The following is a 25826-nucleotide window of genomic DNA, read 5'->3' as shown; positions in this document are numbered from 1 at the left end:
TATCAGTCAATTTTAACAACTTCTTCTTCCTCACCCACTAAACTTTCATCTTCATTTTCACTTCGAGTAGGTAAAGCTAGTTCAACTCCTAAATAATCGCCAAGGCTTATACTTCTATTTGGAGGCACACTTTGATGAGTAACGAAACCCGAACCTACTAAATTCACATTTAACTCTAAAATGTTAGCTAGTTTCATTACATCGCGTAACGACCACCCTAATATTTCTGGCATACTAAACGATTCTCCATCGGAACGAAGTAATACTTTTTCTCCTTGTATAAGCGTCGTACCCATTCGTGGTATTTGTTGTTCAACAATGCCACCCGAACCAATAACATGAACATCCAAACCTAGTGAAGTTAATTTTGCCTTAACAGCATCAATGCCCTGACCTAAATAATCTTCTAGAATAATACCCTCGTCGGCCATTCTTTCACTTTTTGATGTCTCTCTTGGCGAGATATTTAAGTATTGTAAACTATGTTTCATAACCGTTGTGAAAATTTGTGAAACTGGGGCTGAACCTTGTTCATATATTGTGATGTTCGGTCGGTCTACAGCTACATAAACAATAAGTTGTGGGTCCGATTTGGGAGCAGCTCCCATAAACGAATAAATATATTGTCCATGGCCACTTAAGTACCCTGGACCATCCGGATTGGAAATTTCTGCCGTGCCTGTTTTACCTGCTATTTCGAAGCCTTCTATGTAATAAGGCTTTCCCGTCCCAGCCGATGATGTAACAACAGTCTCCATCAAATCTAGTACTTGTTGAGCCGTTTCAGCCGAAATAGGCTCACCGACGACATTCGTTTCACCACTTTTTATCACTTCACCTGTATACGGGTTTTGAATTCGATCAATGATATACGGTTGCACCATTTTCCCTTCATTTGCTATTGCCGTCATTGCCTGAACTTGTTGAATCGGTGTCACCGCAGACCCTTGTCCAAATGCAGTTGTCGCGGCATCTATTAAATAAGAATCGGCAATTGCGCTAGTCGCTTCATTCGGTAGGTCAATCCCCGTTCTTTCCCGAAACCCAAATCGCTCAATGTAGTCATAAAGGCGATCAGGACCTAATAATTCTAGGGAGAGTTTAGAGAAGGCAACATTTGACGAGCGTTGAAATCCTTCATCAAATGGTATTTCCCCCCACCCTAAACCTTGGTTGTGGTCTCTTATACGCCTTCCACCAATTTGGTAACTACCTGATTGAAAAAGTTCTTCACCGTCGTAAACTCCTTCTTCAATAGCTGCCGCTAATGTAAAGATTTTCATTGTGGATCCAGGTTCGAAACGGGATGAAACCGTATAGTTTATAAAATTTGTAATTTCTTCGTAAAAATTCGGGTTAAAACTCGGACGATTACTCATCGCAAGTATTTCTCCTGACTTCGGATCAGCGACAATAGCCATCATTCGTTCAGGCTCGTACTGTTCATCCACTTGTGTCATCACTTGCTCAAGCGCCATTTGAATGTTAGTATCTAACGTCAAAAACACCTCATAACCATTTTTAGGAACTTCTACGATTTCCTCCATATTTGGAAGTCTAATTCCTCTTCGGTCACTTAAATAATTAACTGAACCATCTTCCTTAACTAAATATTCGTCTAAGCTTCTTTCTAAGCCCATTCTCGCAGTAGACATATCACGCTCTGTATAACCGATAACGTGAGATGCGAAAACTTGTTTCGGATAATAGCGCCTCGGCTCCGTGCGAAAAGTTATTCCCTGTAAGCCAAGTGCTTCTATTTCCCTCTTTTTCTCTAAACTTAAATTTTTTGTTCCTATACCTAACTCTACTTGAAACCTTCCTTCAGTCGATAACCTTCGATATAAGTCATCAACATTTCTATCAATGATAGGGGCAAGTTTTTCAGCGGCTAAGCGTGGATCATCGACTCTATTACTACTATTTTCGTCTAAAATGGCAACAAGGGTGTACGATGGAATTTCTTCAGCAAGCGAATTACCGGAGCGATCAAAAATCGTCCCCCTTTTTCCTTCTAACGTAAACGTCCGCGACCACCTTTCATCAGCAAGTTGCTCCAAGTCTTTTTCATTCACTGCTTTGGCAACTTGTATATACGCCACTCTACTCGCCAATAAAAAAAACACCAATAAAAAAATGATTAATAACACTACAGCTCTCAAATTCGTTTTATTAATATTATTTAATGTCCCCAACAGTCATCACCTTTTAATGCGAAAAACTAGTCCTAAATCAGACTAGTTTTGCACAACCTTTACATTGTTATCGTTCAATTCCATTCCGAGCTCATCTTTTGCTATTTTCAAAATCCGATCTGGAGCAGAAAGCTCTGTTACTTGTAGGTTTAGTGCTTCATTTTCGGTAGTTTGAGTTGCAATCGTCCTTTCTAATGTATGGATTTCTTTATTAACGATATAAATAGAAGCATATGTAGAGATTATAAAATATGTAGCAAAAACTAGTCCTAAAATTGTAGCGAAATACAGAAGGCGTTCTCCAATGGTTATACGACGTCTACCCGAACTTTCTCGTACTGTTTTCGTTCGTTGCTCTTGTGTGTGATCTGCGATTCTTTTTCGTTCTAATTGGCGTGCAAGATTGCTCATTCATCAAACCTCCTTTTGTTTTTCAGCTATTCTCAACTTAGCAGATCTTGATCGTTTATTTGTAGTCACTTCTTGATCAGTTGGAATAATCGGTTTTCTTGTAATCAATTTCAACGTAGGCTCATACCCCTCTGGAATAACAGGGATATTACGCGGTAATTCCGGCCCTTTACTCGCATCTTTAAAAATCGTTTTACAAATACGATCTTCTAAAGAATGGAATGTAATGACAGCAATTCGACCGCCAACTTTTGTCATTTTTATCGCCCCATTTAGAGCATCTTCAAAAGCTTGTAATTCATCATTAACAGCAATTCGGATCGCTTGAAATGTTCGTTTTGCTGGATGTCCACCTGTTCTCCTTGCCGGAGCAGGAATCGCATCTTTAATAATTTCAACTAACTCCCCAGTCGTCTCAATTCTTTTATTAGCACGATAAGCTTCAATTTTTCTAGCTATTTGCTTTGAAAATCGTTCTTCACCATACTTAGAAATAATTTTCATTAAATCGTGAAATGACCATTCATTCACAATTTCTTCCGCAGTCAATGGTGAGGTTTGATCCATACGCATATCTAACGGAGCATCATGCTGATAACTAAAGCCACGCTCTGCTTCGTCAAGTTGCGGTGATGAAACGCCAAGATCAAATAAGATACCGTCTACAGCAGTAATACCACAATTTGTTAATTCCTCTTTTAAATGACGAAAATTACTCCTAATAATCGTGAACTGTCCCTCGTATTGCTTTAACTTCTCTTCGGCATGTCTGATAGCAGTCTCATCTTGATCAAAGGCAAACAAATGCCCTGAACTTGACAATTGAGATAAAATTAGTTCAGAATGCCCCGCTCCACCAAGAGTACAATCAACATAAATACCGTCTTTTTTAATATTTAACGCTGCAACAGATTCTTCTTTTAACACTGTAATATGATCGAACATAATAAACACCTCTTAATCAAACTCTAGTACTTCTTCTATGTTGCAACAAACGAGAGCCGTTTATCCTAAATGAACTAGAAAATCGTTTTGCTCATCAACTTTAAAGATCAAAATCGACAATCCCTTCAGCGATCTCACTAAATGAATCTTCAGACTCGGCAAAATACTCCTCCCATGTTGACTTACTCCAAACCTCAACACGATTGGAAACACCGATCACTATACATTCTTTTTCTAATCCCGCATATTTACGTAACGGCGAAGAGATATTCACTCTTCCTTGTTTATCTAACTCACATTCAGTTGCCCCAGAAAAGAAAAAACGCGTAAAAGCTCTAGCATCTTTTTTAGTAAAAGGAAGAGCCTTTAATTTTTGTTCTAATTGCTTCCATTCACTTTCCGGGTAAACGAATAAGCATTGATCTAATCCTCGGGTAATTACGAAGTTGGGGCCTAACGCTTCACGAAATTTAGCAGGAATAATCATTCTTCCTTTTTCATCAATGGTATGGTGATATTCCCCCATAAACATGTGAAGTTCCCCCTCTCCCCACTTTATATCTCTAAAATACCACATCCCCCCACTTTCTACCACTTTATTTTTAAAAATTCTTTAAAACAAACAAAAACCCTGCTTTTGTCACAGGGTTTTCATTCGTCAAATTTTTATTGATTAACGGTTTTTCCTACTTTTTTGTCATTTTAAAAAGATTAATTTATGTTTTTCATTTAATTGTAGTGGCAGCTCAAATAGTCGCTCAATAAAATCAAAACCATACTCATTAACGTATTTCACAATATTTAAACTACGTTCTTGTAAACCACCATAAGGTATTATATTCGCTTCAATAAGGTCGAAATTTAAAAGCTCATGCTCATAGTTTTGTCGAACACTTTTTTCTAGTCTTCGTGCTAGAAAGGTAATTTCTTTTTTTAGCATTCGTTCATTTTTATGTGCCATAGCTTCCAACCCTTTATCATAAACAGCCACAAGATCTTTTAAAGGTTGATGAATTCTTTCCACATCACTAAGGACTTCGTGTAATGTTTCCTCAATTTGTTCTTTTTCATCCCAAAAAGAAAGCTGACCACGAACAGATGTAACACCTTTTATCATCACTTCTTCGGCTAATAAGTCAAACCGCGCTAATGTTTTTTCAATCTTTGGTTCGATCACTGTTATTGAAAGTCTCGGAACAACTGGCGGCACTTTATAATTGAACAAATGAAAAACTTCTTTTAAAGTTGCCCAATAAGCAACCTCCCCAGGCCCCGCTACAAAAGTTAATACTGGTAAAAGGAATTCTTGCATTAACGGCCTCGTCACAACATTGTTACTAAAGTTTTGAGGCTCTTTTGCTAAAAGCTCGAGAAGTTTAGTTTCAGAAAAATGAACGTATCCTCTTTTATCTGCAAAGTGGCCATCTTTCGTTTTTTGTAACAACAACCTAGTTCCGTTCAAGTGATAAAACAAATGCGAGTTGTTCTCACTTCGCTCAATCGGTTCTCCATACCCTTGGTTGTAAAGAGCATTCGCTCCATTTAAAAACATTTCATTTAAACGATCATTTTTCTTAATTAACTGCTCAAAAAAGGGAACTTCTAACTTTCTAAACTCTTCATCATGAGCATCAAGTAAGACAATTCCGCTTCTCTTACATAATCCATGAATGAGAAAGCTAAAAAAATCGGTATAAGTCTTACTTTCTTGAAGTGAGTTTTCAATCAACTGTTTAAGGTCAACCGTATTTTCTGTTTCTTTATTATCGCGAAGAACTTCTTCAATAAGTTTTTTGATCGCATGCTTATCAATATGTATATCCGAAACTGATTGCTTCAAATCATTTTGTTGCTCAACTTTGCGCTTAAACAGTTTTGCTACTTTAACACTATGTATGTGATTAACCTCATCAAAATCGTGATCCTCCCCAGCAATCCAAAAGACCGGAACTACAGGGATACCCAACTTTTCCTCCTGTTCTTTCGCTTGCTGAACGATTGTAATGATTTTATGTATCGTGTAAAGCGGGCCAGTTAACACTCCAGCTTGTTGACCACCAACAACAGTTACTGAGTTTCGTTTTAATAGCTTCTCTATATTAACAACGGTCTCACTTGAACAATTATATTTTTGATTAAATGCTAATAGTCGTTTCGTAATTTCACTTCTTTCATAGTCACGCGTCTGCAATTCTTTTGATCTTCTTATGTAGTTATCCGATTTGGTATAAGGGTAGTCAAAAAAAGATTCAATTTGAGATGCACCCTCAAAATAATCCTCCATTAATTTGGAATTTCTTTTATGATTTATTTCTACTACCTCCAAGCTATTCCACCTCTCTTTCTTATGAAAAATAAATTGTCGGTTGGTTTGCTTGTAAATAGTTAGAGTATAGCACGGGATTAATTATTTCGCCAACAAAGCTCCTTTATGTCCTTAAACTTATGTTGTTAAGACAATACGCACAAATAAACCGTAAATACTCAACAAAAAATAAGCAACGAAAAATAGTAAGAAGTTAAACCGTAAAATTCCTTTAAACAATTTTCCTAACTGGATATCATGCTGCAATTTCCAATGAATGACTGTAAAAATAATTGCTACTAAAAGAACGGTAGTAATTATTAACCAAAAATAGGATTCTCCCCATATTTCTAGAGCGATATAATAAACAGAAAAAACAAATAAAATCGTTGAACCGTCTACCGCTAACTTCAAAGACGCTTTTTTATTTTTAGTTCTTTTTACGTTGACAATATAAATTAAATAAAAGGCAAAAATCGGTAATGTTATAAATGTAGCTAAAATTGAAGCAAAAACGTTACTCATCACCTTCCCCCTTTCTTTGTAACTGCATTCCTTTAATACTATTGTATACAAATAAGTTATTTGGCAAGGATAACCCCTGCTCGTCTGCCTTTTCGAGTATGAACCCACTAATAGCATCAATTTCCGTTTGTCTACCATCTATAATGTCTTTCGCCATCGAAGATTGGTTTTGAGCGGTTTTTTCGCAAATTTTAACAATATTATCCCAATCATTATCGTTACATTTAATAATGAGTGATATTTCGTCAAATAAATTTTTCATCAATTGAAAATAATAACTATTTTTTATAAGCGCTCCATTTCTCACATTAAAAATGGCAGTAAGAGGGTTTATGACTCCATTAACGACTAATTTTTTTTCCATAATCTCTAACCAATTTTCGTGCTGTGATGTAGAAAACTTAACAGCGTTTAAAGCATTCCACAAGTTATAACTTAGGACACTTTTTTGTTGATAGCAGCCAATTTTTAGTTCGCCCTCACCAGTATGACACACTTCATTATCAGACTTTTTTAACGCCCCATGCTCAACAATTCCGATAAATATATTATCTATTTTACAAGTCAACCTATTTAAAAGATTTACATGCCTCATCCCATTTTGTAAAAAAACGACAGATTTCATTTTATCACTAGATTTTAAAATATGTGGAAAAATTTTTTGTAAATGATACTCTTTAACAGCCACAAAAACAACCTCATCACCGAATTGTTCAACTTCAGAACAAACAACAGCTTCTACATCATATTTTTTAACAACTTTTCCTTTCCTTAAAATTAAGCCTTCTCTATTTAACTTTCTCGCTTGTGCTTTTGTTCTCGTATAAATTTTAACATTTACACGTAACTCGCTTAAGTACGCAGCAAAAAGAAGCCCTATAGAACCGCCACCGACAATTCCAAAATTCTTCATTGAACCTCCACCTTCATTTCATTTGGCTCTTCCCAATTCATAAAAAAACAGCCCTTCCATTTAAAATAAATTATAGCATTACTACTAAACCAAAGTACTATAAAATTAACAAATCTTTCATCCGCCTTTTTTCATACAAAACCCTACATGACGATTACCCGTCACCACCTAATATGGAAAAGGCGTGCGCTTTCCCTCACTTCACCTTGACCTTCTATCGAAGCTACTGACCTCAATCACATCATGAAATTCAACTTAGAATTTACTTCACGCGGCTTTGCGACGAGTAACCGCAGGAGCACTCTCAGACGTTCGTTCGCAAAAGCACCCGCCTTTTTTTCATACAACATAAGAATTTACAATCATTTTATTTGCATTTCAATAAATTTTTTAATAAATTTAAATTTATAGACAACTATATAATGTTTTTGTAGTAAAATAAGAGTGTAAAGGTTTTAAAAATTCAAAATTTGATGTGGAGGGGAAATTATGGAAAATTTAGAAATTAAGCGCTTACTAATTAATTATAAAACTCTAGAGGAGTTTGAAAATTTCAGAGAGTATGGCGCTCAGGAGTTATCAATGAAAGAAGACTTAAGAGCCAACATCATTGAAGGTGATAGCGAGTCTCCATTTTACGGGATCTACTACGGCAATAAATTAGTAGCTAGAATGAGCTTATATCGAATTGATAAAAAGTATGATTTTTACTTTGAACCGAAGCAAGATTATTTAGAATTATGGAAATTAGAAGTTTTAGAGCCTTATCGTGGCAAAGGCCTCGGCGAAGCTTTAGTTAACTTTGCAAAAAGTTTCAAACTACCAGTTAAAACAAACGCTCGTCAACGTTCAGATGAATTCTGGACAAAAATGGGCTTTAGCGGTCTTACATACCAACAGGAAAGAGACCGTGGCGAAAATCCTTATGTGTGGTTTCCAGAAGGCGTTAGTGAACAAGAATAAAGGCGAAAGTCCTCAGTGCTACGATAATTTTCTTAACGTATAAAAACAAGGGATTGACATTCATGTCAATCCCTTTACTTTTGAACTTAAGTGAGTTTCATGATTAATTTTTTGTTACAGACATTTGTTTAGCACGGTCCATTATGTCTATTAATAATTTATAATCTTGCTTCATCGTTTCATAATTTTCTTGGAGATCCAAGAGAGCCTTCTGCAATTTTTCTTTTTCATTAGAAAGGTCAGCGACTGTTTGTTTCAACTCTCTATTCTCGCTTTCGATATCGTCATTTGACGATAACAAATGTTTTTTAGCTACTAGAAAATTAATGACATCGTCTATACTGACATTTTCCGTGGGCATTTCGTTTTTCTCTACTTCCAACTTCGGCTTTATTACTTCTGCAATCTCTTCTGATACTTCAACATCACAATCTTTATTTTCATCAGAAAGTTTCGTTTTCTTTAAGTTCTTTCTCTGTTTCTTAGCAATCGCAATCGCAGCATCATATTTTTTTCTTACACAAGAATTCCATCTAAATCCACAAGCAGCAGCAGTCCTTGATAAGCGTTCCCCAACCTCTTCAAAAGCAGATAATTGAGTACTCCCCTCACGGATATGCCTTAACACGACTTCAGCTAACACTAAGTCTTCATCATTTGTCCAAGCATCTTGACGAACGATAGACATGTAATCCCTCCAATTTAAAAATCCTTTTTTACTATCTTTATGCAGATAATAGAAAAGATAGACTCTTTTGATCTATTAAGAATGTTCAAAAATTCCGGAAATCATAGGCCTTATTTTTAAACACGTATTTACTAAGGAATTATTGCCTTATTAATTTTAATTATGCACCAACAAATGCCCTATTTTTCATACAAAACGCTCATGACGACACAACTTTACTATCTAATACGGAAAAGAACGAGTGATTTCCTTCTCTTTGCTGTAAACCTCTATCGAGTTTTAGAGGCTCGTTCAGGAAATCACTCGTTCTTTTTTTATACAAAACCACCATGACGATTTAATCGTCATCTTCTAATAAGTAAATACCGGCCGAATTCTCTCGCTTCGCTGTAAAGCTACTGACCTCAATCACAACATGAGATACTTCTATGAGGAAGCAACGTGCAGCTTTGCGACGAGTAACCGCAGGGGCAACCTCTATCGAGTTTTATAGGCTTACTCGAGAAATCGGCCGGTCATTTTCATACAAAACCCGCATGGCGGCATGTCTGCCCCACCATCTAACGTGAAAATTCGAGCAGGGGGTGGTCCGAGCCACTAGCCACTAACCAACTGTCCATTTTAAATCATTTATTAATAAACCGCGCGACAGCATCATGGTGCTCAGGGGTTTCCCACAATGAAGAGCAGTTATCTATTTCGGCAAGTACTCGATTATGTATTAATTCTTTATCATACTTATCGGAATAACGACGTTTATAGGCTAGCAAAACCCCTAAATCTTGCTTCGTAAAGCGGGATAACCAATTATATAACTCCGCATTGTCATAAATATAATCAACAAAGCCTACACGTAATGCCTTTTCTGTATCGAATACCTCTGCAGCCATTAATAGTTGTATAGCCTCATTACGATTAATCCTTTCTAGTAAATATGTAGAACCCCCCCATCCGGTCGTAATCCCAAGTTTCCCTTGTATAAATCCTAACTTAACATTTTTAGCTGCTATCCTAAAATCGCACGCTGTTGCAATTTCACAACCTCCCCCTACTGCTGTTCCATTCAAATATGCAATGGTTGGTTTCGGAAAGAAAAATAGTCTCAATAAAACATTAGCCATTTTATTAAGCATCTTTTCAGCATCAACTTTCGTATATATCTCATGAAATACCGATAAATCTCCCCCGGAACAAAACGCTTCCGTTCCATTTCCAGTAACAACCAAAGCTTTAACATCAGTACGTTCTTCAGCAATCGTTAACATTTCATTAAAAAGTTCCATAACGTCATAGTCAATGGCATTACGTTTTTCAGGACGGTTAATCGTGAGCCAGGCCACTTCATTTTTCACTTCTAATAATACTTTTTTCACTAAAAAGCTCCCCTTTTTTGTCTGACTATTCATAATTTTATTATAAGTTTTTTTGATAGTAAAGAAAACTCGGTGAGACAAGCTTCAGAATGCATAAAAAACACTAGTTCCTCTTATACTTTTCAACAACAAAAAAACAGGAAGACAACTCCTCCTGTTTTTGTGACGTATCCGCCGAAATTATTTGCTTACTACTTCGTTACCTTTATAAGACCCACATTCTTTACATACACGGTGAGCAAGCTTTAATTCACCGCATTCTGGGCATTTTACCATTCCTGGTACCTCTAACTTAAAGTGTGTACGACGCTTATTTTTACGAGTTTTTGACGTTCTACGAAAAGGTACTGCCATGATTCCCACCTCCTTAAACTGGTAATTACAAAAAACTTAGCTTATTGCCAACTTTGGCTGAAGCCATAGTTTTTCTTATACTTTAACCCTTTAACGAAGTTAAACGAACTTAAAGTATAAAATATGTTAAAATGAAGGCCGGAATTGCCGGATACTTCTATTTTTAAACACATTACTTGTCATCAAAGAACTTTGCTAAATCAGCTAGACGAGGGTCTATTCGTTCTTTTTTGTTATCTTCCGTTAACAATTCCCAATCTTCACCTGATGGTGGTGCTTCCCCTTCTAAATCCTCACTAAAAATTTGTAGAGGAATTTCTAAAAGGATCGCTTGTTTAATATAAGGGAGTAAATCTACAGTATCATTTTCGATTTCATGCACGCCATCTTCTTCATCAAACTCTCCCCAGTCATCATGAAACTTAAAGACTTCTACTGTTTCGGTTTGAAAAGAAAATTTAGCATCTGCAAGTGTCCTTGAGCAAGGCAAAACCATTTCCCCACTAATTTCTAAAGAAAAAGTAACCGAATGGTTTGAAATACTACCTTCACCTTTTACATGAACTAACGATACTTCTCGAATCTCCGTGTCCATTTCCTTCAAATCACTTACATCGACCATTTCATCGATTTTTATTCCCTTATTTTTTAACGTATTAAGTTGCTGAACTGTCCATTTCATTATTTTCACCTCAAGACAACAAAGGTAATTATAGCCTTCGGAAAGTATTTTGTCAAGCTTTCTTCTTTACAGTACTTCTCTTTATTAATGACTTATTTTTTCTTTATTATACAAAACCACCATAATAAATTTCCTTCATCAATTAATATATAAAAGTCGGGCGATTTTCATACAAAACCAGCATGACGATAAACGTCACCATCTAATATGGAAAAGGCGGATGATTTCCCTCTCTTCGCTGTGACCTTCTAACGAATCTCAGAGGCTCGTTCACGAAATCATCCGCCTTTTTTCATACAAAACTAGCATGACGAAGCATCTCCACCACTTATTATAGAAAGATTGAGTACTCAATATAAAGAAAAAGGCGAACTTTAAACTATGCTAACGAATTGTAACATATATAGATGGTGTTTATAAATAAATTTTTTGTGATTAAATTAGACTTTGTATGAAAATGTCCGGCCAAACTCTTGAGTGAGCCTCTAAAATTCGATAGAAGTTTACAGCGAAGCGAAAGAGTTTGGCCGGCATTTATACAATCTAGATGGTGACGATATATCGACATGATGGTTTTGTATGAAAAAGTTTTGTATAATTTTCAGTAAACATGGTTTAAAGGAGTTATTTAAATGAACGTTACTGGTATTGTTGTTGAATATAATCCATTTCATAACGGACATGCTCTTCATGCCCGACAATCAAAAATAAAAACGAATGCTGATATTATCGTTGCGGTAATGAGCGGAAATTTTTTACAAAGAGGTGAACCTGCACTTATATCAAAATGGGCTCGAACGAAAATGGCTTTAGCGGCTGGAGTCGATATTGTCGTTGAACTTCCGTATGTTTTCGCTACCCAACATGCCGAAGTTTTTGCGCAAGGTGCTATTTCAATCCTAAAAGAAATTGGTGCGAATGCTGTTTGTTTCGGAAGCGAATCTGGTGAAATCTCTGATTTCACGTCGCTTAGTACTTTTATAAAAGAACACGAAAAGACGTATAGCACATTCATTAAAGAAGCATTAAAAGAAGGCTATAGCTACCCTAAGGCCTCAGCTTTAGCCTTTAAAAAACTTGATCAACAACATGAAGTGATCGACTTATCGCTCCCTAATAATATATTAGGTTACCATTATGTCAAAGCGATCTCAGAACAAGGAGCACAAATAACTCCATTCACAATTAAACGAACCAATGCACAATATCACGACCAAGAAATTCCAGAACATTCGATTGCAAGTGCTACTAGCATAAGAGAAACTTTAATAAAAAAAAATAAACAATTAACCGCGATAGAGCATGTCGTACCAAAAACAACTTATAATGAACTTAAAAACTACACTAATATGTATGATGGTTTTCAAAACTGGGAACAGCTATATCCATTTTTAAAATATAAAGTATTAACAGCAGACCTAAGTCAACTTCAGTCTATTTACGAAGCGGAAGAAGGGCTAGAGAACCGCCTCAAAAATATTATTACTAATACGATTAGTTTTCAGCAACTAATGGAGCAATTAAAAACAAAACGCTACACCTGGACTAGGCTGCAACGATTTTGCTTACATACATTGACGAATACAACAAAAGAGGATATGAGTATTCGTGAAAATACGTGTCCATATATTCGCATTTTAGGGATGACTAATAACGGTCGCAACTACATGAGTACCCAGAAAAAGAAGCTCGGCGTTCCGTTAATCTCAACGATATCAAAATTAGATCATCCGTTTATCTATATAGAATCTCGAGCAACTTCTTGTTATTCATTAGGGTATCCTAGTTCAGTACAAAAAAAATTAATAAAAGAAGAATATGCACATCCACCGATTATTGTTTAGTTTTGAATTTTGAGTTTTGAGTTCTTTGTAGGTAAATGCTTCGGAGCATTCGCTCGCACAACTCAAAACTCATAACTCCAACTTATAACTCTTCACTCATAACTCAACACTTCAACTCAACACTGCTACTTCGGATCAAGGTTTTCTAAAAATTCAATAGCTTCCTCAAATGTATCAACAGGAACTATCTTCATCTTCGCATTAATACTTTCAGCGGTTTCTACAGCTTCAACGTAATTTGATGTTTCAGAATCAAATTCATTAGGCGCAAAAAAGAAATGTGCTCCTGCACGCTCAGCTGCAATCACTTTTTGTTTTACCCCTCCGATACGCCCTACTTCTCCGTCTTCGTTGACGGAACCAGTACCAGCAATGTGATATCCTTTTGTAATATCACCATCACTTAACTGGTTAAAAATTTCAAGGGAAAACATCAAGCCAGCAGAAGGTCCACCAATTTCATCTGTATCAATCTTCAGAGGAGGGTTCACTTTTAATTCCCGTTTTGTTACAGGGCTTGTAATCCCTATACCAAACCTCTCACCGGTTTCGTCTATTTCTTCTGGGAAAGAGGCCACATGTAATTCAACATCTGTTTCTGCATCGTTTCGAATGATCGAAAGTAAAACGTCATCATTTTTTTGTTTTTCACCAAGCTCTTCTAACAAATCATCAACAGTTTTAACGGTTGTGCCATCAACGGCAACAATCACATCTCCTATTTGTAACGCATCATAAGCAGGCATTTCCTCAATCATCCCTGTAACAATAACACCATAATTTTTATAGTAAGCTTCTTTCCCTGCTTTTTTATAGGCAAGGATCGTAGCAATATCTTGAGACGAACTCATCATCATTAACTGCCTATGATGATATTGTTGATCCGTTTCTCCACTTCTTCGAATAAACTCTTCATGAATTAATTCTCTTGCATCACTCATATAAGCCCATAAATAAGTAATTGTATTTGCCTTCCCCATTCGTACTGTAGTCAACATAAATGTTCCTTCGTCTTTATAAGCATTTTCTACTTCGATCACCGTATTTAAAACTTTTGCATCACCAGGCTTTGTAAAATAGTAAGGAAATTGATAAAAGTTAATAAATAATAGCAAAACAATAATAACAATCCACCGTTTTTTAAATGGTGGTTTTTTTTCAATTATAGACATCCTATTTCTCCTTCCATTCCTCTAACAGATGTTGAATTTCAGGCAACTTATTTCTTGCTGCCTCTTCACCGTGGGCAATAATTATATCAACATTTTTAAATGCAGTAGAACTATATTGATTAATCATTGGTTTTATCATAATATCACTTTCAATTTCTCTCGTGCGAATCATCTCACGTTCCATGATATCCATACTTTGCATAATCACATCAAAGATGGAAGTTATTTTAGGTTCTACTTCAAAAAAAGATACATCCACTGCAATAATAATATCGGCATTTAATTTTTTAACTTCTGATACAGGCACACGATCTACTACCGCTCCATCAACTAAAAGTTTATCACCACTTTGTTCTGGAACAAATATTCCAGGTATAGAAATACTTGCTCTAAGCGCAGATGCAATATCCCCTTCATTAAATACTACTTTTTCACCTTTTAAAAGATCGGTAGCAACAATTGATAAGTCTATCTTTAAATCTTCAATACTTTGCCCCTTTGTTAAAATTCTAATTAGTTGCTTTATTTTTTCTCCAGAAATTAAACCCATTTTAGGAACAGTGAAATCTAAAAAATATTTCCTCTGAAAATGCAAAGCCATTTTTGCCATTTCCTTTGGAGTATAGCCACATCCATAAAACGCTCCTACAAGAGCCCCCATACTACTTCCTGCAATACAATGTATCGGGATATTGGCTTCCTCCAAAACTTTTATAACACCAATATGAGCAAAGCCCCTTGCACCTCCAGAACCTAGTGCTAAACCAACCTTTGGCTCCGACACAACCACTCCCCCTTATAACCATAAGTAAACTACAGACAAAGTTAGAAAAACAACACTCTTTTTAATTAACTGAGTGAATTTCATAATTACCATAAATGAGCCACACCACGCAACTATATATTGATCTTAGTGGCGAGAATAATGAATTATGAAATTCATTGAACTACCTCTAGTTAAGATTATAACTAAAAATCAACGTAATATCTCTTAAAATCATATGGTCTAAAATGCTTGTGTATACGTATATTGATTAATAGGACATGTATCATTGTACAACTATTCAAGGGAGGCTGGGCCATTGAACGCCTCAAAGCTAAAAACAATTATCCTCGCCATGAGCGCAACCATTTTAGCTCTTTCCTTAATGGTTTTTCCAAAGGAATCCTTTGAAGCGTCTATGCGCGGGCTTACGATGTGGTGGGAAGTCGTGTTTCCCTCACTTTTACCATTTTTTATTGTATCGGAGTTCTTAATTGGTTTCGGTGTTGTCTCCTTCTTAGGAAGTATACTAGAACCACTAATGCGGCCACTTTTCCGCGTTCCAGGAGTAGGCGGATTTGTTTGGGCAATGGGGCTAGCATCAGGATATCCTGCTGGTGCAAAACTTACAGCAAGGCTACGCCAAGAAAATAAACTTACAAGGTTCGAGGCCGAAAGACTTGTATCATTTACGAATTCATCAAACCCATTATTCATTTTCGGCGCAATCGCCGTCGGTTTTTTTCATAATCCCGCATTAGGAATTATATTAGCGGCGGCACACTATTTAGGAAATTTTTGCGTTGGATTATTAATGCGATTTCACGGTTATACAAAAGAAAAAAAACCAACTAAAGATAAAAATAAACGAATTTCACTCAGAACGGCTTTTCATTTACTTCACCAAGAACGCTTAAAAGACGGTAGACCTATCGGCAAAATTTTAGGGGATGCCGTTCAATCATCAGTAAATACGCTCTTAATGATTGGCGGTTTTATTATTTTATTTTCTGTCCTTAACCGTGTACTCTCATTATTAGATATCACTACATTTTTATCTTTATTTGTAACCGTAATTTTCGCGTTTTTTCAGTTACCTAATGAGTTAAGCTTACCATTCATTTCTGGACTTTTCGAAATTACGTTAGGCGGTCAATTGGCTAGTCAAACAAGCTCAGCTACACTTTTTCAACAAGTAGTAGTCACAAGTTTCATTTTAGCTTTTAGTGGTTTTTCCGTACAAGCTCAAGTGGCGAGCATTTTAGCAGAAACGGACATACGCTTTAAACCTTATTTTATCGCAAGACTTTTTCACGGAACGTTCGCAGCCTTTTTTACGGTCATTTTCTGGCAACCTCTATACGTTGATCAACAAGTGTTAGAAAAGGGAAGCAACACCATCCCTGTTTTTCTACAAAACGATACGTACTCATTGTTTTATAGAGGTTGGGATATGGTACTGCAATACGGATCGTATTTTACGTTAATTGCATTAATGGTTTATGTACTATTAACCTTTAACAAAATTACTAAAGTGTAATTATCTAGCTGAGGAAAAGGCGGACACTTTCCCTCACTTCGCAGTGAAGCTACTGACCTCAATCACATCATGTCACACATCTTAGCATAGTCTTCGTGCAGCTTTGCGACGAGTAACCACAGGAGCACACTCTTACGAAACTCAGAGGCTCGTTCACGGAACCATCTGCCTTTTTCATACAAAACTCTTATGACGTCACACCATCACCATCTAAGGTGTAAATGCCGGACGAATTCTCTCGCTTCGCTGTAAACCTCTATTTTAGAGGCTCACTCGAGAATTCGTCCTGACATTTTCATTCAAAACTCTCTTGGCGGCATGCATGCCGCCACCAATTAACATGAAAAGTCGGACGAGGCTCCTAACCAACTTTTACAAAATAAAGGCCAAGCGACTGCTTGGCACTATTATTTCTTTTATGTAATTTCACATTGACCGGTGTTCGATAACTATTATTTTAGTTCTGTATATTTTCCTTTTAACGCAGTTTCAACAATTTGCGGTACTAAGTCACCAACTGGTGCATTGTATTTAGCTATTTCCTTTACTATGCTTGAACTTAAGTAGGAATATTTATTGTTAGTCATCATAAAAAATGTTTCTACATCTTCATCAAGCTTTCTATTGATCGAAGCCATTTGCATTTCATATTCAAAATCTGAAACCGCCCTTAACCCTTTAATGATTGCACTAGCATCTTTTTCTTTCACATAATCTATTAAAAGGCCGTTAAATGAATCGATTTCCACATTCGGTAATTCCTTAGTCACTTCTTTTAATAATTCGACCCTTTCTTCTACTGTAAATAAAGGCTGTTTACTACGATTGTTTAAAACGGCAACAATTACCTTATCAAACACTTTCGCTCCCCTAGTAATAATATCTAAATGCCCTAAAGTTACTGGATCAAAACTACCTGGACAAACTGCAATACTCGCCATGATATAATCCCTCCTTTTTTATGTTAGTTTTGAATTATGAGTGTTGAGTTTTGAGTTTGTTTAGTATAGCTTCGTAGCTAAACCCTACTAACTCATAACTCATAACTCATAACTCTTAACTATATTTATAAATTGAAATCGCGGTATCTCCATATTTTTCTTGTCTATAACAAGTTAAACTGCCTATCATTTGATTTAATTTTACGGATGCGTCATGTTCTACAACAATTACCCCTTGGTTAGATAAGAGGTCATTTTCGCTTATGAATATTAACTCATCTTTTAGACGTTGCTTCGCATAAGGCGGATCAAGAAAGATGACATTGAATTTCATTTCTCGTTTTGCAACAGCTTTTAAAGCTCGTTTTGCCTCATTGCGATAAACTTCTGCCTTCTCTTCAAAATGACAACTTTTTAAATTTTGCTGAATAACTTCAATTGCTTTATAACTTTGGTCAACAAAAATCATTTGATCAATACCGCGACTTAACGCTTCAACTCCTAGGCCCCCACTACCAGCATACAGATCGAGACCTTGTCCACCTTCAAAAAAAGGACCGATAATATTAAAGATTGATTCTTTCACTTTATCTGTCGTAGGTCTAGTCCCTACACCAGGAACCGCTTTCAAAGGTCTCCCTTTACATAAACCTGAAATAACCCTCATAAATTTCACACACCTTATTTTCGTTACATTTGCCCATATCTTTTCCAATCCTACCATAAAAAATAAAAAATCTTAACAAATTATTAATAAAATTTTAAAATTAATCGAAAATTGCAAATAAAACAAATGACGTATATATCATTTTTCAATGGCCATAATAAAATTAGCAACATGAATATCTCATGTTGTTGACAACCGCGGAGAAGGCTTACGTTTCCCCATAAGTTCTTCCTCCGGTTTCTCCTCTCCCATAGCCTTGAACAAAAACAAACACTAATCGGTATTTGTTTTTGATATTAGGCACCTCGTAGGAAATCCTACGAGGATTTTTTTATTAGAAAAGCGCAAGCGCCTTGATAGGTCCGACAAAAAATGGAACCTTTCACCCAGAAGGCGCACTTTGCCTTTTGGGTGAAAGGTGAAGTTTTCGAGGGCCTAGGCGCTGAAGCTAGTCAGAGAAAAGCGCAAGGCGCCCGCCTATCGGCGAAAACCGGTGGAAGACCTGCCCGCAGCGGTCAGGTTTTAGACCGTGAGAGCAGGTCTGAAGCGGTCGAGCCGATGGCGCCTGAAGCTAGACAGAGAAAAGTGGACGCGCCCACAGAATAGAAATAGCTGACCTAAACTCTCGGTCAGCCATCATATATTCATTAAATACCCATTTTATAGTCGTATTCTTTTGCTTTATCCGGTTTTGAATTTTGAAATTCTGTTTTTAAATACGGTCGCATTGATTTATTAACTTTTTTAACATAATGCAAAGATTGTAGACGTTCCATCGTTTGATCTACTGAAGATTCATCACAATATAACACTACATACTTCATTTTTTTAGAAGCGTAATGAACGTTTCCGTATTTTCTCATTTGCCTTACATATTTTAAAGAATGTAACCAAACTGCTAGTCCGATACGGTTTCCTATCATTTTTATTTCTCCTTTTTTCTCACTTCAACCATTTTAAGTCTACCATGACTCAACAATAACTTCAATATTATTCCTTAGTTGGTGAGTTTAAGGCGAGGTCGATCTGAGGCATCTAATGAATCAGGATTTATTTACACCCACAACTTCCTCCTGTGCCACAACCACCTCCACAAGACATAGAGTCAAAAAACGGATTCCCTGTAGGAACTTTTATTTTTTCAGAAACAGCATGAGCAACCATTAAACTAATTTCGCTTAAAAGTTCGTCAAGTTGTTTTTCTGACTTTTTAAATTTGGCAATAGGGTCATATAAATCTAATTTCCTTTTTAATTCACGAACCTCTTTTGAAACACGGTCGTAATCAGGATGATACTTCCCAAATCGTTGCACTTCTTCAAAATCATTCTTTCTTTTCGTAAACTCCCAAATCATTTCTTGCGCATCTATATCACTTTTAACTGCTTGCTTAGCAATTTCATATTGTTTATATTGTTCTGATTTTAAAATCATTTCTGCTAAAGTTAATGACTCTGAAATAATGTCTGTATGTGTCACCTCTTTTAACATGATCACCCTCCTTAAGTACTAAATTATATCACGTCCATCGTTATAAAGCGAGTTTATAACGTCTAGGCAGTGCTTATATTTCAATACTTGCTTCCGACAAAAGAGAACAGTCATTTCTTTGTTTTAACTGCTCCATTAACTTAAATAAAGCATCATCTTTCATTTTCGCTTCAATCATCACATCGATTTGCTCTACAGAACCTTTTACTTCATGCAATAGTCTCATTAATCGATCAACATCAATGTAATCATGATGCTTCTTATCTAAGCCCCCCTCTTTCGGTGTTGATACGTGAATTTTTACTGGGAGTGGACTGTTCTGCCAAGTAGGCACAATTCGTTGCCATATCGTTGAAAAAGAAAAGTTTTCAGGTTGGTTAACATCATGGTGATGAACATCATATACGATCGGAATTTGTAGCTTCTCTCCTAAATAAAGGGCATCTTCTATATGAAAAACGGTGTCATCATTCTCTAACATCAACATTTGCTGTAAAGGTGTCGGGATCTTTTCAAAGTTTTCAACGAAATCCTCTAAACCACTTATTTTACCTTTTTTTGCACCACCTATGTGCAACACACAGCGATGAAGCGGATTTATATCCATTCCTCGTAAAAGCTTATGATGATAAATTAGTGTCTCGAGTGAGCGTTTTAATATTTTTTCATCTAAGTTATTAAGTACAACGAAATGGTCGGGATGAAAATCTATTCGCATTTTGTGTTTCTGAATAAATTCGCCAATCTCTTTTAGTTGTGGTGCAAGTGGGCGCTCATATTTCCATTCTTTAGTATACGGGTGATTTACTAAAGGAACTAATTTTGAAGAGAAACGAAAGAAAGTAACATCATTAGCTAAATTATGTTTTAAAAGGCGATAACAATTTTTCAAGTTAGAAATAGCAATCCGTTCTAATTTTCGGATTGCATCGTCCTTATTATTGATTTGTTCAAATTGTTTTACAGTCATGGTTTGAGATGGCGAAGCATTCTTTAAATGAACACTCATTGCTACATAACCGAACCTGACAATCATAATATCGCCTCATTTCTTTAAATTCAAATTTTTCAGTGGGTGTACAATAGCTAATTTTTTAATTTGTTGTAATGAGACACTTTTATTGTCTTGTCCCAAAACAGTATAAGAGCCATTTTCAATTTGTATTTTTAAAGGGTGCACTATGATGATATCTTCGTTTTTATTCTTTACTTCAATTGGAATTTTTAAAATAATCGCTTGTTTAATAATACGTTGCAATGCCTTCTCTTCATAGGCAGTTAAGCTAAACCACTGTTTCGGTAGTTTCTCAACCTCAGGAAAAACGTCCCCAAAATCCGGAAATGAATTATTGACCGTAATAGGAGATGGTGGTTGTAATTCGTGTTCCTTATTATCTGCCATAACGACAGTTACTGAACATTTTTGTAATAGTTGCTCAAACTTTGCTTCGAACTCTTTTTCAATCGTTATTCCTGAATCGCTTTTAGCCCACCAGTGCTGCCAATGTTGTTCAATATATTTCACATGTAACTTTTCAGTAACTTCATATAAAGTAAGCTTTGTTTTCTTTTTGATTGGACGCCCATGTTCAAGCCACTTTTTTACCGTTTCTTCGAAGGCAGACACATCAACTTTTGCAATAAATTTCTCTAAGTGATCGAACAATTTTTGCACGTCCCGATTCATCGTTAAAGCGTTCAATATAGTTTCACGCTTAAACGAAATGTGAACCATCGCTTCCCATTGGACAATCTCTCCCCAACATCGAAATATCCACAGTGCTTCATTATCAACGTAAGCAGGAATAAGAAATTCACATTTCCCAACGACCATTCCTCGTTTTTGACCTTGCTTATAATAATCATCTTCTTCACCCTGGACAACGATTACTCCCTCTGTCGATTTTGTAATTATATTTAATAACGTTAATTGCTCAATGACCGCATTTACGTTAACAATACTTTCTTGACCAAACTGAGTAACAAAGTTTTGAATTTCTTCTATGGTAATACTACCTTTTCTGAAGCAATTAACAATATAAAAAACGATATAAAAATCTTTTAAGTAATGAGATGCTATAAACAATGTCAATGATTGTTGAATGTCTTTGTTTTTTCTTTTAAGAAATTGATCACAGTTTTCATCTAAAACAATATAACCGCCATTTGTTTTCTTTAGCAAACGTTCGTGTACAAGGTAATTTATTAGTAATTCACCATCAATTGAAGTTAATGAAATACGGTCAGTAAAACTATCAAGTTGTGAGGCTTTTTTTATTTTTTCTTCTTTTATAAATAAAAGTACTTCAATTAATATATATAAGTATTGCTTTGTAGAAACGACGTCTTGATCAATCAATCTGCTTTTACCTTTAGTAACTGTAAGCTCAATATAGCTTTGTACAACCTCGATTGGTATTACATACCTTTGATGTTGGTTACGTGTTTCCACCTCAAACAATAAACCTTTTTGCCTTAACAAAAGAAGAGCAAGCTTCTCTTCGCTAGAAGCTAGCTGCTCTTCTTTTCCACCATTTTCATGATAAATACTGTATTTTCTTATAAATTTGATGAAATATTTTTTTTCAACATTAGTTAACGTCTTAAGCAACTTCTCACGAAACTGCGGGCTTTCTAAGCGTTCTTCTAAGGTAGCGAACGTCTCTGTAGGTAGTAGCTCATCTTGCTTTTCTTTTATTTTCTTTTTCACTTCATCATTTAGCTCTTTTAAACATTGGGTAATTTTTACGATAACCACTCTTCCACCTCATAAGTATATCCTTGCTCTAACATAAAAAGTTGACGCCGTTCGGAACATTGCTCTTCTTTCGTATTTCTAGTGACAATTGAATAAAAATAAGCTTCATTATTGTTTTTCTTCGGTCGCAAAACTCTCCCTACACGTTGGGCCTCTTCTTGTCTCGATCCAAAAGCACCAGAGATTTGGATCGCTACCTCTGCATCTGGGAGATCTACAGCAAAATTAGCGACTTTACTAACGACAAGAACGGAAATTTCCCCTTTTCTAAACTGGTCATAAAGTATTTCCCTGTCTTTTTGCGATGTTTTACCAGTGACCATCGACAAGTTAAGTTCCTTGGCAACTTCACCGAGCTGATCTATATATTGTCCAATAATTAGTGTAGGCTGATTCCGATGAGTTTTTAATAATTTTTTAATAACTTCGATTTTTGACGGATTTATAGAAGCAATTTTAAATTGCTGTTGGCCATTGCTTTGTACATAACACTCTAAATCTTCCTCAGCAAAATCAATTCGAATTTCTTTGCAAAGCGTCTTCGCAATCCAACCGTTGTTTTCAAGACCTTTCCAAGCAACTTCATATTGCTTCGGCCCAATTAAGCTATATGCTTCCTCTTCTTTCCCATCTTCTCGAACTAGTGTCGCTGTTAACCCCAATCTTCTCTTTCCTTGAATGCTTGAAGTTGTACGAAATACAGGCGCTGGCAGTAAATGAACTTCATCATATATAATTAGTCCCCAGCTTCGTTCGTTAAATAAAGGCAAATGAACAAATTGCTTGCGATCATGGTCTTTGTAAATCACCATTTGATAAGAAGCAATGGTAACTGGTTTCACTTCTTTTACAGAGCTCGTATAAAGTCCAATTTGATCGGCACTCAAGTTAGTTTTTTCGATAAGTTCTCTTTTCCACTGTTTCATTGATGTTTCACTTGAAGTAATGATTAGCACTTCTTCTTTTACTTTTTCTATCACACCTAAACCAACGATGGTCTTACCTGAACCACAAGGCATAACAACAATCCCATTACCCCCTGTGTTTGCCCCCTCTTTTAAAAAGTGTTTTACCGCTTCTTTTTGATATGGGCGTAAATTTGCATCATTTAAGAATTGAACATTTAACCTTTCCCCTTTTTTATAGCCGATACAATCATTAATAAAGTAACCGTAAGTTAAACAAACAGATTTAATTTCACCTCGATTGTCTTCGTTAAAAAACCATTCGTTTTTTTCTTTATCTTTACAAGTAACTAACTTCTTAATTTTTCTATCCTTAAGTACAATTTCGGCAGTCCTTTTATCACGAAATGTTAGTATGCAACCATCTTCATGCTTTTCCATCAAAATAGCTTTAGATCGATAATAATGTTCTTCGATAAACTGAACAACTTTTTGCGCTAACGGGTATTTACAATATTCATTTAAAAAATTAACCATTTCAGTCATTTGAATACCAACAGTTTGAGCCGACCAAATTGAATACGGAGAAAGTTTATACGTATGAGAAGATAACGAGGCCTTCTCTAATGTTGCCATTTGTGAGAGCATCGGTTGAATGATTGGAAATTGTTTATGATTACACTCGACAATAATGGTTCCGTCTTGTTGTACTACTAGCGGGTTATTGTAATTAAAAAGCATAACAGCCTCCTACAACGTTATCTCAAACTCTTCTGAAATCCCATAACGGGTATAATCATTATGTATGAGGTCTAACTTAATGTTATACGTGCCACTTGGTAAAGACCTTATGATAAACGAAGGTTGGAAGATCGAATCCACCTTATTACCATTAATATAAAGGTGGATATGGCCCTCCCCCTCTCTTTTAACCGATCCAATCTTTTCTCTACTAAAATTAAAATCCTTCACGAAACATTCGACGTAAATATCTTGATCTTTCACTTCATATTTAACACTTAACCTCTTATCTTCACTTGAACTTGTGACAACAAGTTCATACTTTTCGTCAAAAGGAATCGACTTCGTAAAGTACGTATCTTTTTCAGTCATTGTTAACTCATGTTGTACATCATTAAAAGCTCCTGTTGAAATTAGTAAAATAGTTAATATTATTTTAAGCATAGCAACACATCCTAAATTTTTAATCTCATCTAAAGTTTTGCCTGAATTGTATTGATTTATCCAAATTTACAAAATATCTTCAACACTCTCTCCCTCTTTTTACGTACCAAACTGATATGACGTAATATCATCACAATCTAATATGGAAAAGGCGGATGATTTCCTTCACTTCGCTTTGACATTCTTTCGAATCTCAGAGGCTCGTTCACGAAATCATCCGCCTTTTTTCATATAAACTCTCATAACGAAGCATCGGTAACCTGTTAGCATGCAAAAGTCGGGAGAGGGTGTCCCTAACTAACAAAACCAACTAACCAACTAAAAACTTATTTTGGTGCATTCATTCCTCTGATCATATCTAAAAGCATCATTGCCATATTTAGATTGGATTGAAACCTCTCGATTTTTTGTGGAAAGGTTTTTCCGTAAAAATGCTTAACTTCCTGTTCTAACTGAATGACAGATTCTGGATTACGGGATAAATACCGATACCATATCGGATTATTTCTTATAAATTGTTTTATTTCTGGGTGCTGATTAATATACAGTTGAACTTCATGTCTCATAAAAACAAAGCCCCTTTGTGATTAAAACTTATGGGTTCGCACCTTCAAAATTGGCGAAAATTAAATGGGTTTTGTTGGTTTTGTTGGTTTTGTTGCCCTTGTTGTCCCTGATTACCTTCTTGAGACTGTTGGTTGTTATTATTAGAGTTTGACTGAAACGACTGTAATAAGCTCTGAACTGAAGCCATCATCCCACTAAGGTTTTGAATGTGACCTTGAATATCGTTCAAATTAATATTTTTTAATAAAGATAACAAGTCACCGCCTTGTGATTTTGAAGGTTCATTCTCTTCCTCAGTTTCAATGTCAGCAGCTACTTCTTCACTCGCATCGTGATTATTTTTCTTATATTTCTCCCATACTTCATCTTTTTCACCTAATATTGTCCACTCTTCATAAATGTCTTGCCAAGTCTTGTTGCCATCCCTCACTTCCTTAATTAATAATGGATGTTTTTTCACAAATTGTTTAAACTGTTGTACAGATGGGTGTAGTTTCGTTTTTTTACTCAAAAGAACACCTCCTCATCATTCTTCATAACTAGCAGTAATTAGTTCTATTACATCATACAAAAGAGCCTAGCTATGTGTGCGCCTATTTTTTGGGCTGTTTCCACTGGAATTCACTTTCTAGAGGAGGC

The 25826-nt window shown here is 35.9% G+C and carries 26 protein-coding genes; 3 read left to right on the top strand and 23 right to left on the bottom strand.

Annotated elements, in window-relative coordinates; translation table 11 throughout:
• Positions 1 to 2: 2 nt before the first annotated feature.
• The 7 genes from BKP35_RS15050 to BKP35_RS15020 all read right to left on the bottom strand — a co-directional run bounded on the left by BKP35_RS15050 (position 3) and on the right by BKP35_RS15020 (position 7294).
• Positions 3 to 2195, bottom strand: coding sequence for a penicillin-binding protein (locus BKP35_RS15050; RefSeq protein WP_084031694.1), 2193 nt, complete (start codon positions 2193 to 2195; stop codon positions 3 to 5).
• Positions 2196 to 2237: 42 nt separating this feature from the next.
• The gene (gene ftsL / locus BKP35_RS15045) at positions 2238 to 2606 is read right to left on the bottom strand and encodes a cell division protein FtsL (RefSeq protein ID WP_071314190.1); all 369 of its coding nucleotides are present in this window, start codon (positions 2604 to 2606) and stop codon (positions 2238 to 2240) included.
• A gap of 3 nt (positions 2607 to 2609) precedes the next feature.
• Positions 2610 to 3551 carry a 16S rRNA (cytosine(1402)-N(4))-methyltransferase RsmH gene (rsmH, locus tag BKP35_RS15040; protein WP_071314189.1) on the bottom strand — a complete coding sequence of 314 codons (942 nt, stop codon included), beginning with the start codon at positions 3549 to 3551 and terminating at the stop codon, positions 2610 to 2612.
• Between the two features lie 100 nt (positions 3552 to 3651).
• On the bottom strand, positions 3652 to 4083 hold the full coding sequence (mraZ, locus tag BKP35_RS15035) for a division/cell wall cluster transcriptional repressor MraZ (RefSeq protein ID WP_071314188.1): 432 nt from the start codon (positions 4081 to 4083) through the stop codon (positions 3652 to 3654).
• A 165-nt stretch (positions 4084 to 4248) separates the two neighbouring features.
• Positions 4249 to 5877, bottom strand: coding sequence for a bacillithiol biosynthesis cysteine-adding enzyme BshC (gene bshC, locus BKP35_RS15030; RefSeq protein WP_071314187.1), 1629 nt, complete (start codon positions 5875 to 5877; stop codon positions 4249 to 4251).
• A gap of 117 nt (positions 5878 to 5994) precedes the next feature.
• Positions 5995 to 6381, bottom strand: a complete 387-nt coding sequence (locus BKP35_RS15025) for a DUF3397 domain-containing protein (RefSeq protein WP_071314186.1) — start codon at positions 6379 to 6381, stop codon at positions 5995 to 5997.
• Positions 6374 to 7294 carry a 2-dehydropantoate 2-reductase gene (locus BKP35_RS15020; RefSeq protein ID WP_071314185.1) on the bottom strand — a complete coding sequence of 307 codons (921 nt, stop codon included), beginning with the start codon at positions 7292 to 7294 and terminating at the stop codon, positions 6374 to 6376. The genes BKP35_RS15025 and BKP35_RS15020 overlap by 8 nt, the downstream gene beginning before the upstream one ends.
• 489 nt (positions 7295 to 7783) lie before the next feature.
• Here BKP35_RS15020 and BKP35_RS15015 point away from each other — a divergent pair, with 489 nt between their 5' ends.
• A complete protein-coding gene (locus tag BKP35_RS15015; protein ID WP_071314184.1) occupies positions 7784 to 8257 on the top strand; it encodes an N-acetyltransferase in 474 nt (157 codons plus the stop codon).
• 103 nt (positions 8258 to 8360) lie between these two features.
• Here BKP35_RS15015 and BKP35_RS15010 read toward each other — a convergent pair whose 3' ends face one another.
• The 4 genes from BKP35_RS15010 to BKP35_RS14995 form a co-directional block, all read right to left on the bottom strand.
• A complete protein-coding gene (locus BKP35_RS15010; protein WP_071314183.1) occupies positions 8361 to 8945 on the bottom strand; it encodes an RsfA family transcriptional regulator in 585 nt (194 codons plus the stop codon).
• A 626-nt stretch (positions 8946 to 9571) separates the two neighbouring features.
• Positions 9572 to 10318: an enoyl-CoA hydratase/isomerase family protein gene (locus BKP35_RS15005; protein WP_071314182.1), complete on the bottom strand. Its 747-nt coding sequence runs from the start codon at positions 10316 to 10318 to the stop codon at positions 9572 to 9574.
• Positions 10319 to 10498: 180 nt separating this feature from the next.
• Positions 10499 to 10672, bottom strand: a complete 174-nt coding sequence (gene rpmF, locus BKP35_RS15000) for a 50S ribosomal protein L32 (protein WP_071309869.1) — start codon at positions 10670 to 10672, stop codon at positions 10499 to 10501.
• A gap of 172 nt (positions 10673 to 10844) precedes the next feature.
• Positions 10845 to 11354: a YceD family protein gene (locus BKP35_RS14995; protein WP_071314181.1), complete on the bottom strand. Its 510-nt coding sequence runs from the start codon at positions 11352 to 11354 to the stop codon at positions 10845 to 10847.
• A 632-nt stretch (positions 11355 to 11986) separates the two neighbouring features.
• On the opposite strand from BKP35_RS14995, the gene BKP35_RS14990 reads away from it, so the two are divergent.
• A complete protein-coding gene (locus tag BKP35_RS14990) occupies positions 11987 to 13198 on the top strand; it encodes a nucleotidyltransferase (protein ID WP_071314180.1) in 1212 nt (403 codons plus the stop codon).
• Between the two features lie 125 nt (positions 13199 to 13323).
• Here the strand turns inward: BKP35_RS14990 and BKP35_RS14985 are convergent, their stop codons facing one another.
• Together BKP35_RS14985 and BKP35_RS14980 are read right to left on the bottom strand one after the other, a co-directional pair.
• On the bottom strand, positions 13324 to 14370 hold the full coding sequence (locus tag BKP35_RS14985) for a SepM family pheromone-processing serine protease (protein WP_071314179.1): 1047 nt from the start codon (positions 14368 to 14370) through the stop codon (positions 13324 to 13326).
• 1 nt (position 14371) lies between these two features.
• Positions 14372 to 15154: a patatin-like phospholipase family protein gene (locus tag BKP35_RS14980; protein ID WP_071314178.1), complete on the bottom strand. Its 783-nt coding sequence runs from the start codon at positions 15152 to 15154 to the stop codon at positions 14372 to 14374.
• 298 nt (positions 15155 to 15452) lie between these two features.
• On the opposite strand from BKP35_RS14980, the gene ylbJ reads away from it, so the two are divergent.
• Positions 15453 to 16673: a sporulation integral membrane protein YlbJ gene (gene ylbJ / locus BKP35_RS14975; protein WP_139192895.1), complete on the top strand. Its 1221-nt coding sequence runs from the start codon at positions 15453 to 15455 to the stop codon at positions 16671 to 16673.
• Between the two features lie 452 nt (positions 16674 to 17125).
• On the opposite strand, the gene coaD is transcribed toward ylbJ, so the two are convergent.
• The 10 genes from coaD to BKP35_RS14920 all read right to left on the bottom strand — a co-directional run bounded on the left by coaD (position 17126) and on the right by BKP35_RS14920 (position 25698).
• Complete coding sequence (coaD, locus tag BKP35_RS14970; RefSeq protein WP_071314177.1) at positions 17126 to 17614, bottom strand: pantetheine-phosphate adenylyltransferase; 489 nt, start codon at positions 17612 to 17614, stop codon at positions 17126 to 17128.
• 115 nt (positions 17615 to 17729) lie between these two features.
• The gene (gene rsmD / locus BKP35_RS14965; protein ID WP_071314176.1) at positions 17730 to 18281 is read right to left on the bottom strand and encodes a 16S rRNA (guanine(966)-N(2))-methyltransferase RsmD; all 552 of its coding nucleotides are present in this window, start codon (positions 18279 to 18281) and stop codon (positions 17730 to 17732) included.
• 647 nt (positions 18282 to 18928) lie between these two features.
• Positions 18929 to 19204 (bottom strand): YlbG family protein, encoded by a 276-nt coding sequence (locus tag BKP35_RS14955; protein WP_071314174.1) that lies wholly within the window; start codon positions 19202 to 19204, stop codon positions 18929 to 18931.
• Positions 19205 to 19331: 127 nt separating this feature from the next.
• Positions 19332 to 19772 carry a YlbF/YmcA family competence regulator gene (locus BKP35_RS14950; protein WP_071314173.1) on the bottom strand — a complete coding sequence of 147 codons (441 nt, stop codon included), beginning with the start codon at positions 19770 to 19772 and terminating at the stop codon, positions 19332 to 19334.
• Positions 19773 to 19845: 73 nt separating this feature from the next.
• Positions 19846 to 20808 carry a UV DNA damage repair endonuclease UvsE gene (uvsE, locus tag BKP35_RS14945; RefSeq protein WP_071314172.1) on the bottom strand — a complete coding sequence of 321 codons (963 nt, stop codon included), beginning with the start codon at positions 20806 to 20808 and terminating at the stop codon, positions 19846 to 19848.
• A 9-nt stretch (positions 20809 to 20817) separates the two neighbouring features.
• Complete coding sequence (locus BKP35_RS14940) at positions 20818 to 22530, bottom strand: hypothetical protein (protein ID WP_071314171.1); 1713 nt, start codon at positions 22528 to 22530, stop codon at positions 20818 to 20820.
• A complete protein-coding gene (locus tag BKP35_RS14935) occupies positions 22518 to 24176 on the bottom strand; it encodes a DNA repair helicase XPB (RefSeq protein WP_071314170.1) in 1659 nt (552 codons plus the stop codon). Before BKP35_RS14935 ends, BKP35_RS14940 begins: the two co-directional genes overlap by 13 nt.
• A gap of 9 nt (positions 24177 to 24185) precedes the next feature.
• Positions 24186 to 24620, bottom strand: coding sequence for a hypothetical protein (locus BKP35_RS14930; RefSeq protein WP_071314169.1), 435 nt, complete (start codon positions 24618 to 24620; stop codon positions 24186 to 24188).
• A 326-nt stretch (positions 24621 to 24946) separates the two neighbouring features.
• Entirely contained in the window at positions 24947 to 25186 is a 240-nt protein-coding gene (locus BKP35_RS14925) for a YlbE-like family protein (protein ID WP_071314168.1), read from the bottom strand.
• A gap of 44 nt (positions 25187 to 25230) precedes the next feature.
• Positions 25231 to 25698, bottom strand: coding sequence for a YlbD family protein (locus tag BKP35_RS14920; protein WP_071314167.1), 468 nt, complete (start codon positions 25696 to 25698; stop codon positions 25231 to 25233).
• Positions 25699 to 25826: the final 128 nt, after the last annotated feature.

Origin of the sequence: Anaerobacillus arseniciselenatis (assembly GCF_001865995.1) — a bacterium.
GTDB lineage: Bacteria > Bacillota > Bacilli > Bacillales > Anaerobacillaceae > Anaerobacillus > Anaerobacillus arseniciselenatis.
This window is presented reverse-complemented; position numbering and strand designations above follow the sequence as displayed.

Excerpts from the sequence above, each read along its gene's own strand:
- ftsL (WP_071314190.1), bottom strand. The coding sequence starts at position 2,606 with ATGAGCAATCTTGCACGCCAATTAGAACGAAAAAGAATCGCAGATCAC.
- rsmH (WP_071314189.1), bottom strand. The coding sequence starts at position 3,551 with ATGTTCGATCATATTACAGTGTTAAAAGAAGAATCTGTTGCAGCGTTA.
- mraZ (WP_071314188.1), bottom strand. The coding sequence starts at position 4,083 with ATGTTTATGGGGGAATATCACCATACCATTGATGAAAAAGGAAGAATG.
- BKP35_RS15025 (WP_071314186.1), bottom strand. The coding sequence starts at position 6,381 with ATGAGTAACGTTTTTGCTTCAATTTTAGCTACATTTATAACATTACCG.
- BKP35_RS15020 (WP_071314185.1), bottom strand. The coding sequence starts at position 7,294 with ATGAAGAATTTTGGAATTGTCGGTGGCGGTTCTATAGGGCTTCTTTTT.
- BKP35_RS15015 (WP_071314184.1), top strand. The coding sequence starts at position 7,784 with ATGGAAAATTTAGAAATTAAGCGCTTACTAATTAATTATAAAACTCTA.
- BKP35_RS15010 (WP_071314183.1), bottom strand. The coding sequence starts at position 8,945 with ATGTCTATCGTTCGTCAAGATGCTTGGACAAATGATGAAGACTTAGTG.
- rpmF (WP_071309869.1), bottom strand. The coding sequence starts at position 10,672 with ATGGCAGTACCTTTTCGTAGAACGTCAAAAACTCGTAAAAATAAGCGT.
- BKP35_RS14995 (WP_071314181.1), bottom strand. The coding sequence starts at position 11,354 with ATGAAATGGACAGTTCAGCAACTTAATACGTTAAAAAATAAGGGAATA.
- BKP35_RS14990 (WP_071314180.1), top strand. The coding sequence starts at position 11,987 with ATGAACGTTACTGGTATTGTTGTTGAATATAATCCATTTCATAACGGA.
- BKP35_RS14985 (WP_071314179.1), bottom strand. The coding sequence starts at position 14,370 with ATGTCTATAATTGAAAAAAAACCACCATTTAAAAAACGGTGGATTGTT.
- coaD (WP_071314177.1), bottom strand. The coding sequence starts at position 17,614 with ATGGCGAGTATTGCAGTTTGTCCAGGTAGTTTTGATCCAGTAACTTTA.
- rsmD (WP_071314176.1), bottom strand. The coding sequence starts at position 18,281 with ATGAGGGTTATTTCAGGTTTATGTAAAGGGAGACCTTTGAAAGCGGTT.
- BKP35_RS14955 (WP_071314174.1), bottom strand. The coding sequence starts at position 19,204 with ATGATAGGAAACCGTATCGGACTAGCAGTTTGGTTACATTCTTTAAAA.
- BKP35_RS14950 (WP_071314173.1), bottom strand. The coding sequence starts at position 19,772 with ATGTTAAAAGAGGTGACACATACAGACATTATTTCAGAGTCATTAACT.
- uvsE (WP_071314172.1), bottom strand. The coding sequence starts at position 20,808 with ATGATTGTCAGGTTCGGTTATGTAGCAATGAGTGTTCATTTAAAGAAT.
- BKP35_RS14935 (WP_071314170.1), bottom strand. The coding sequence starts at position 24,176 with ATGCTTTTTAATTACAATAACCCGCTAGTAGTACAACAAGACGGAACC.
- BKP35_RS14930 (WP_071314169.1), bottom strand. The coding sequence starts at position 24,620 with ATGCTTAAAATAATATTAACTATTTTACTAATTTCAACAGGAGCTTTT.
- BKP35_RS14925 (WP_071314168.1), bottom strand. The coding sequence starts at position 25,186 with ATGAGACATGAAGTTCAACTGTATATTAATCAGCACCCAGAAATAAAA.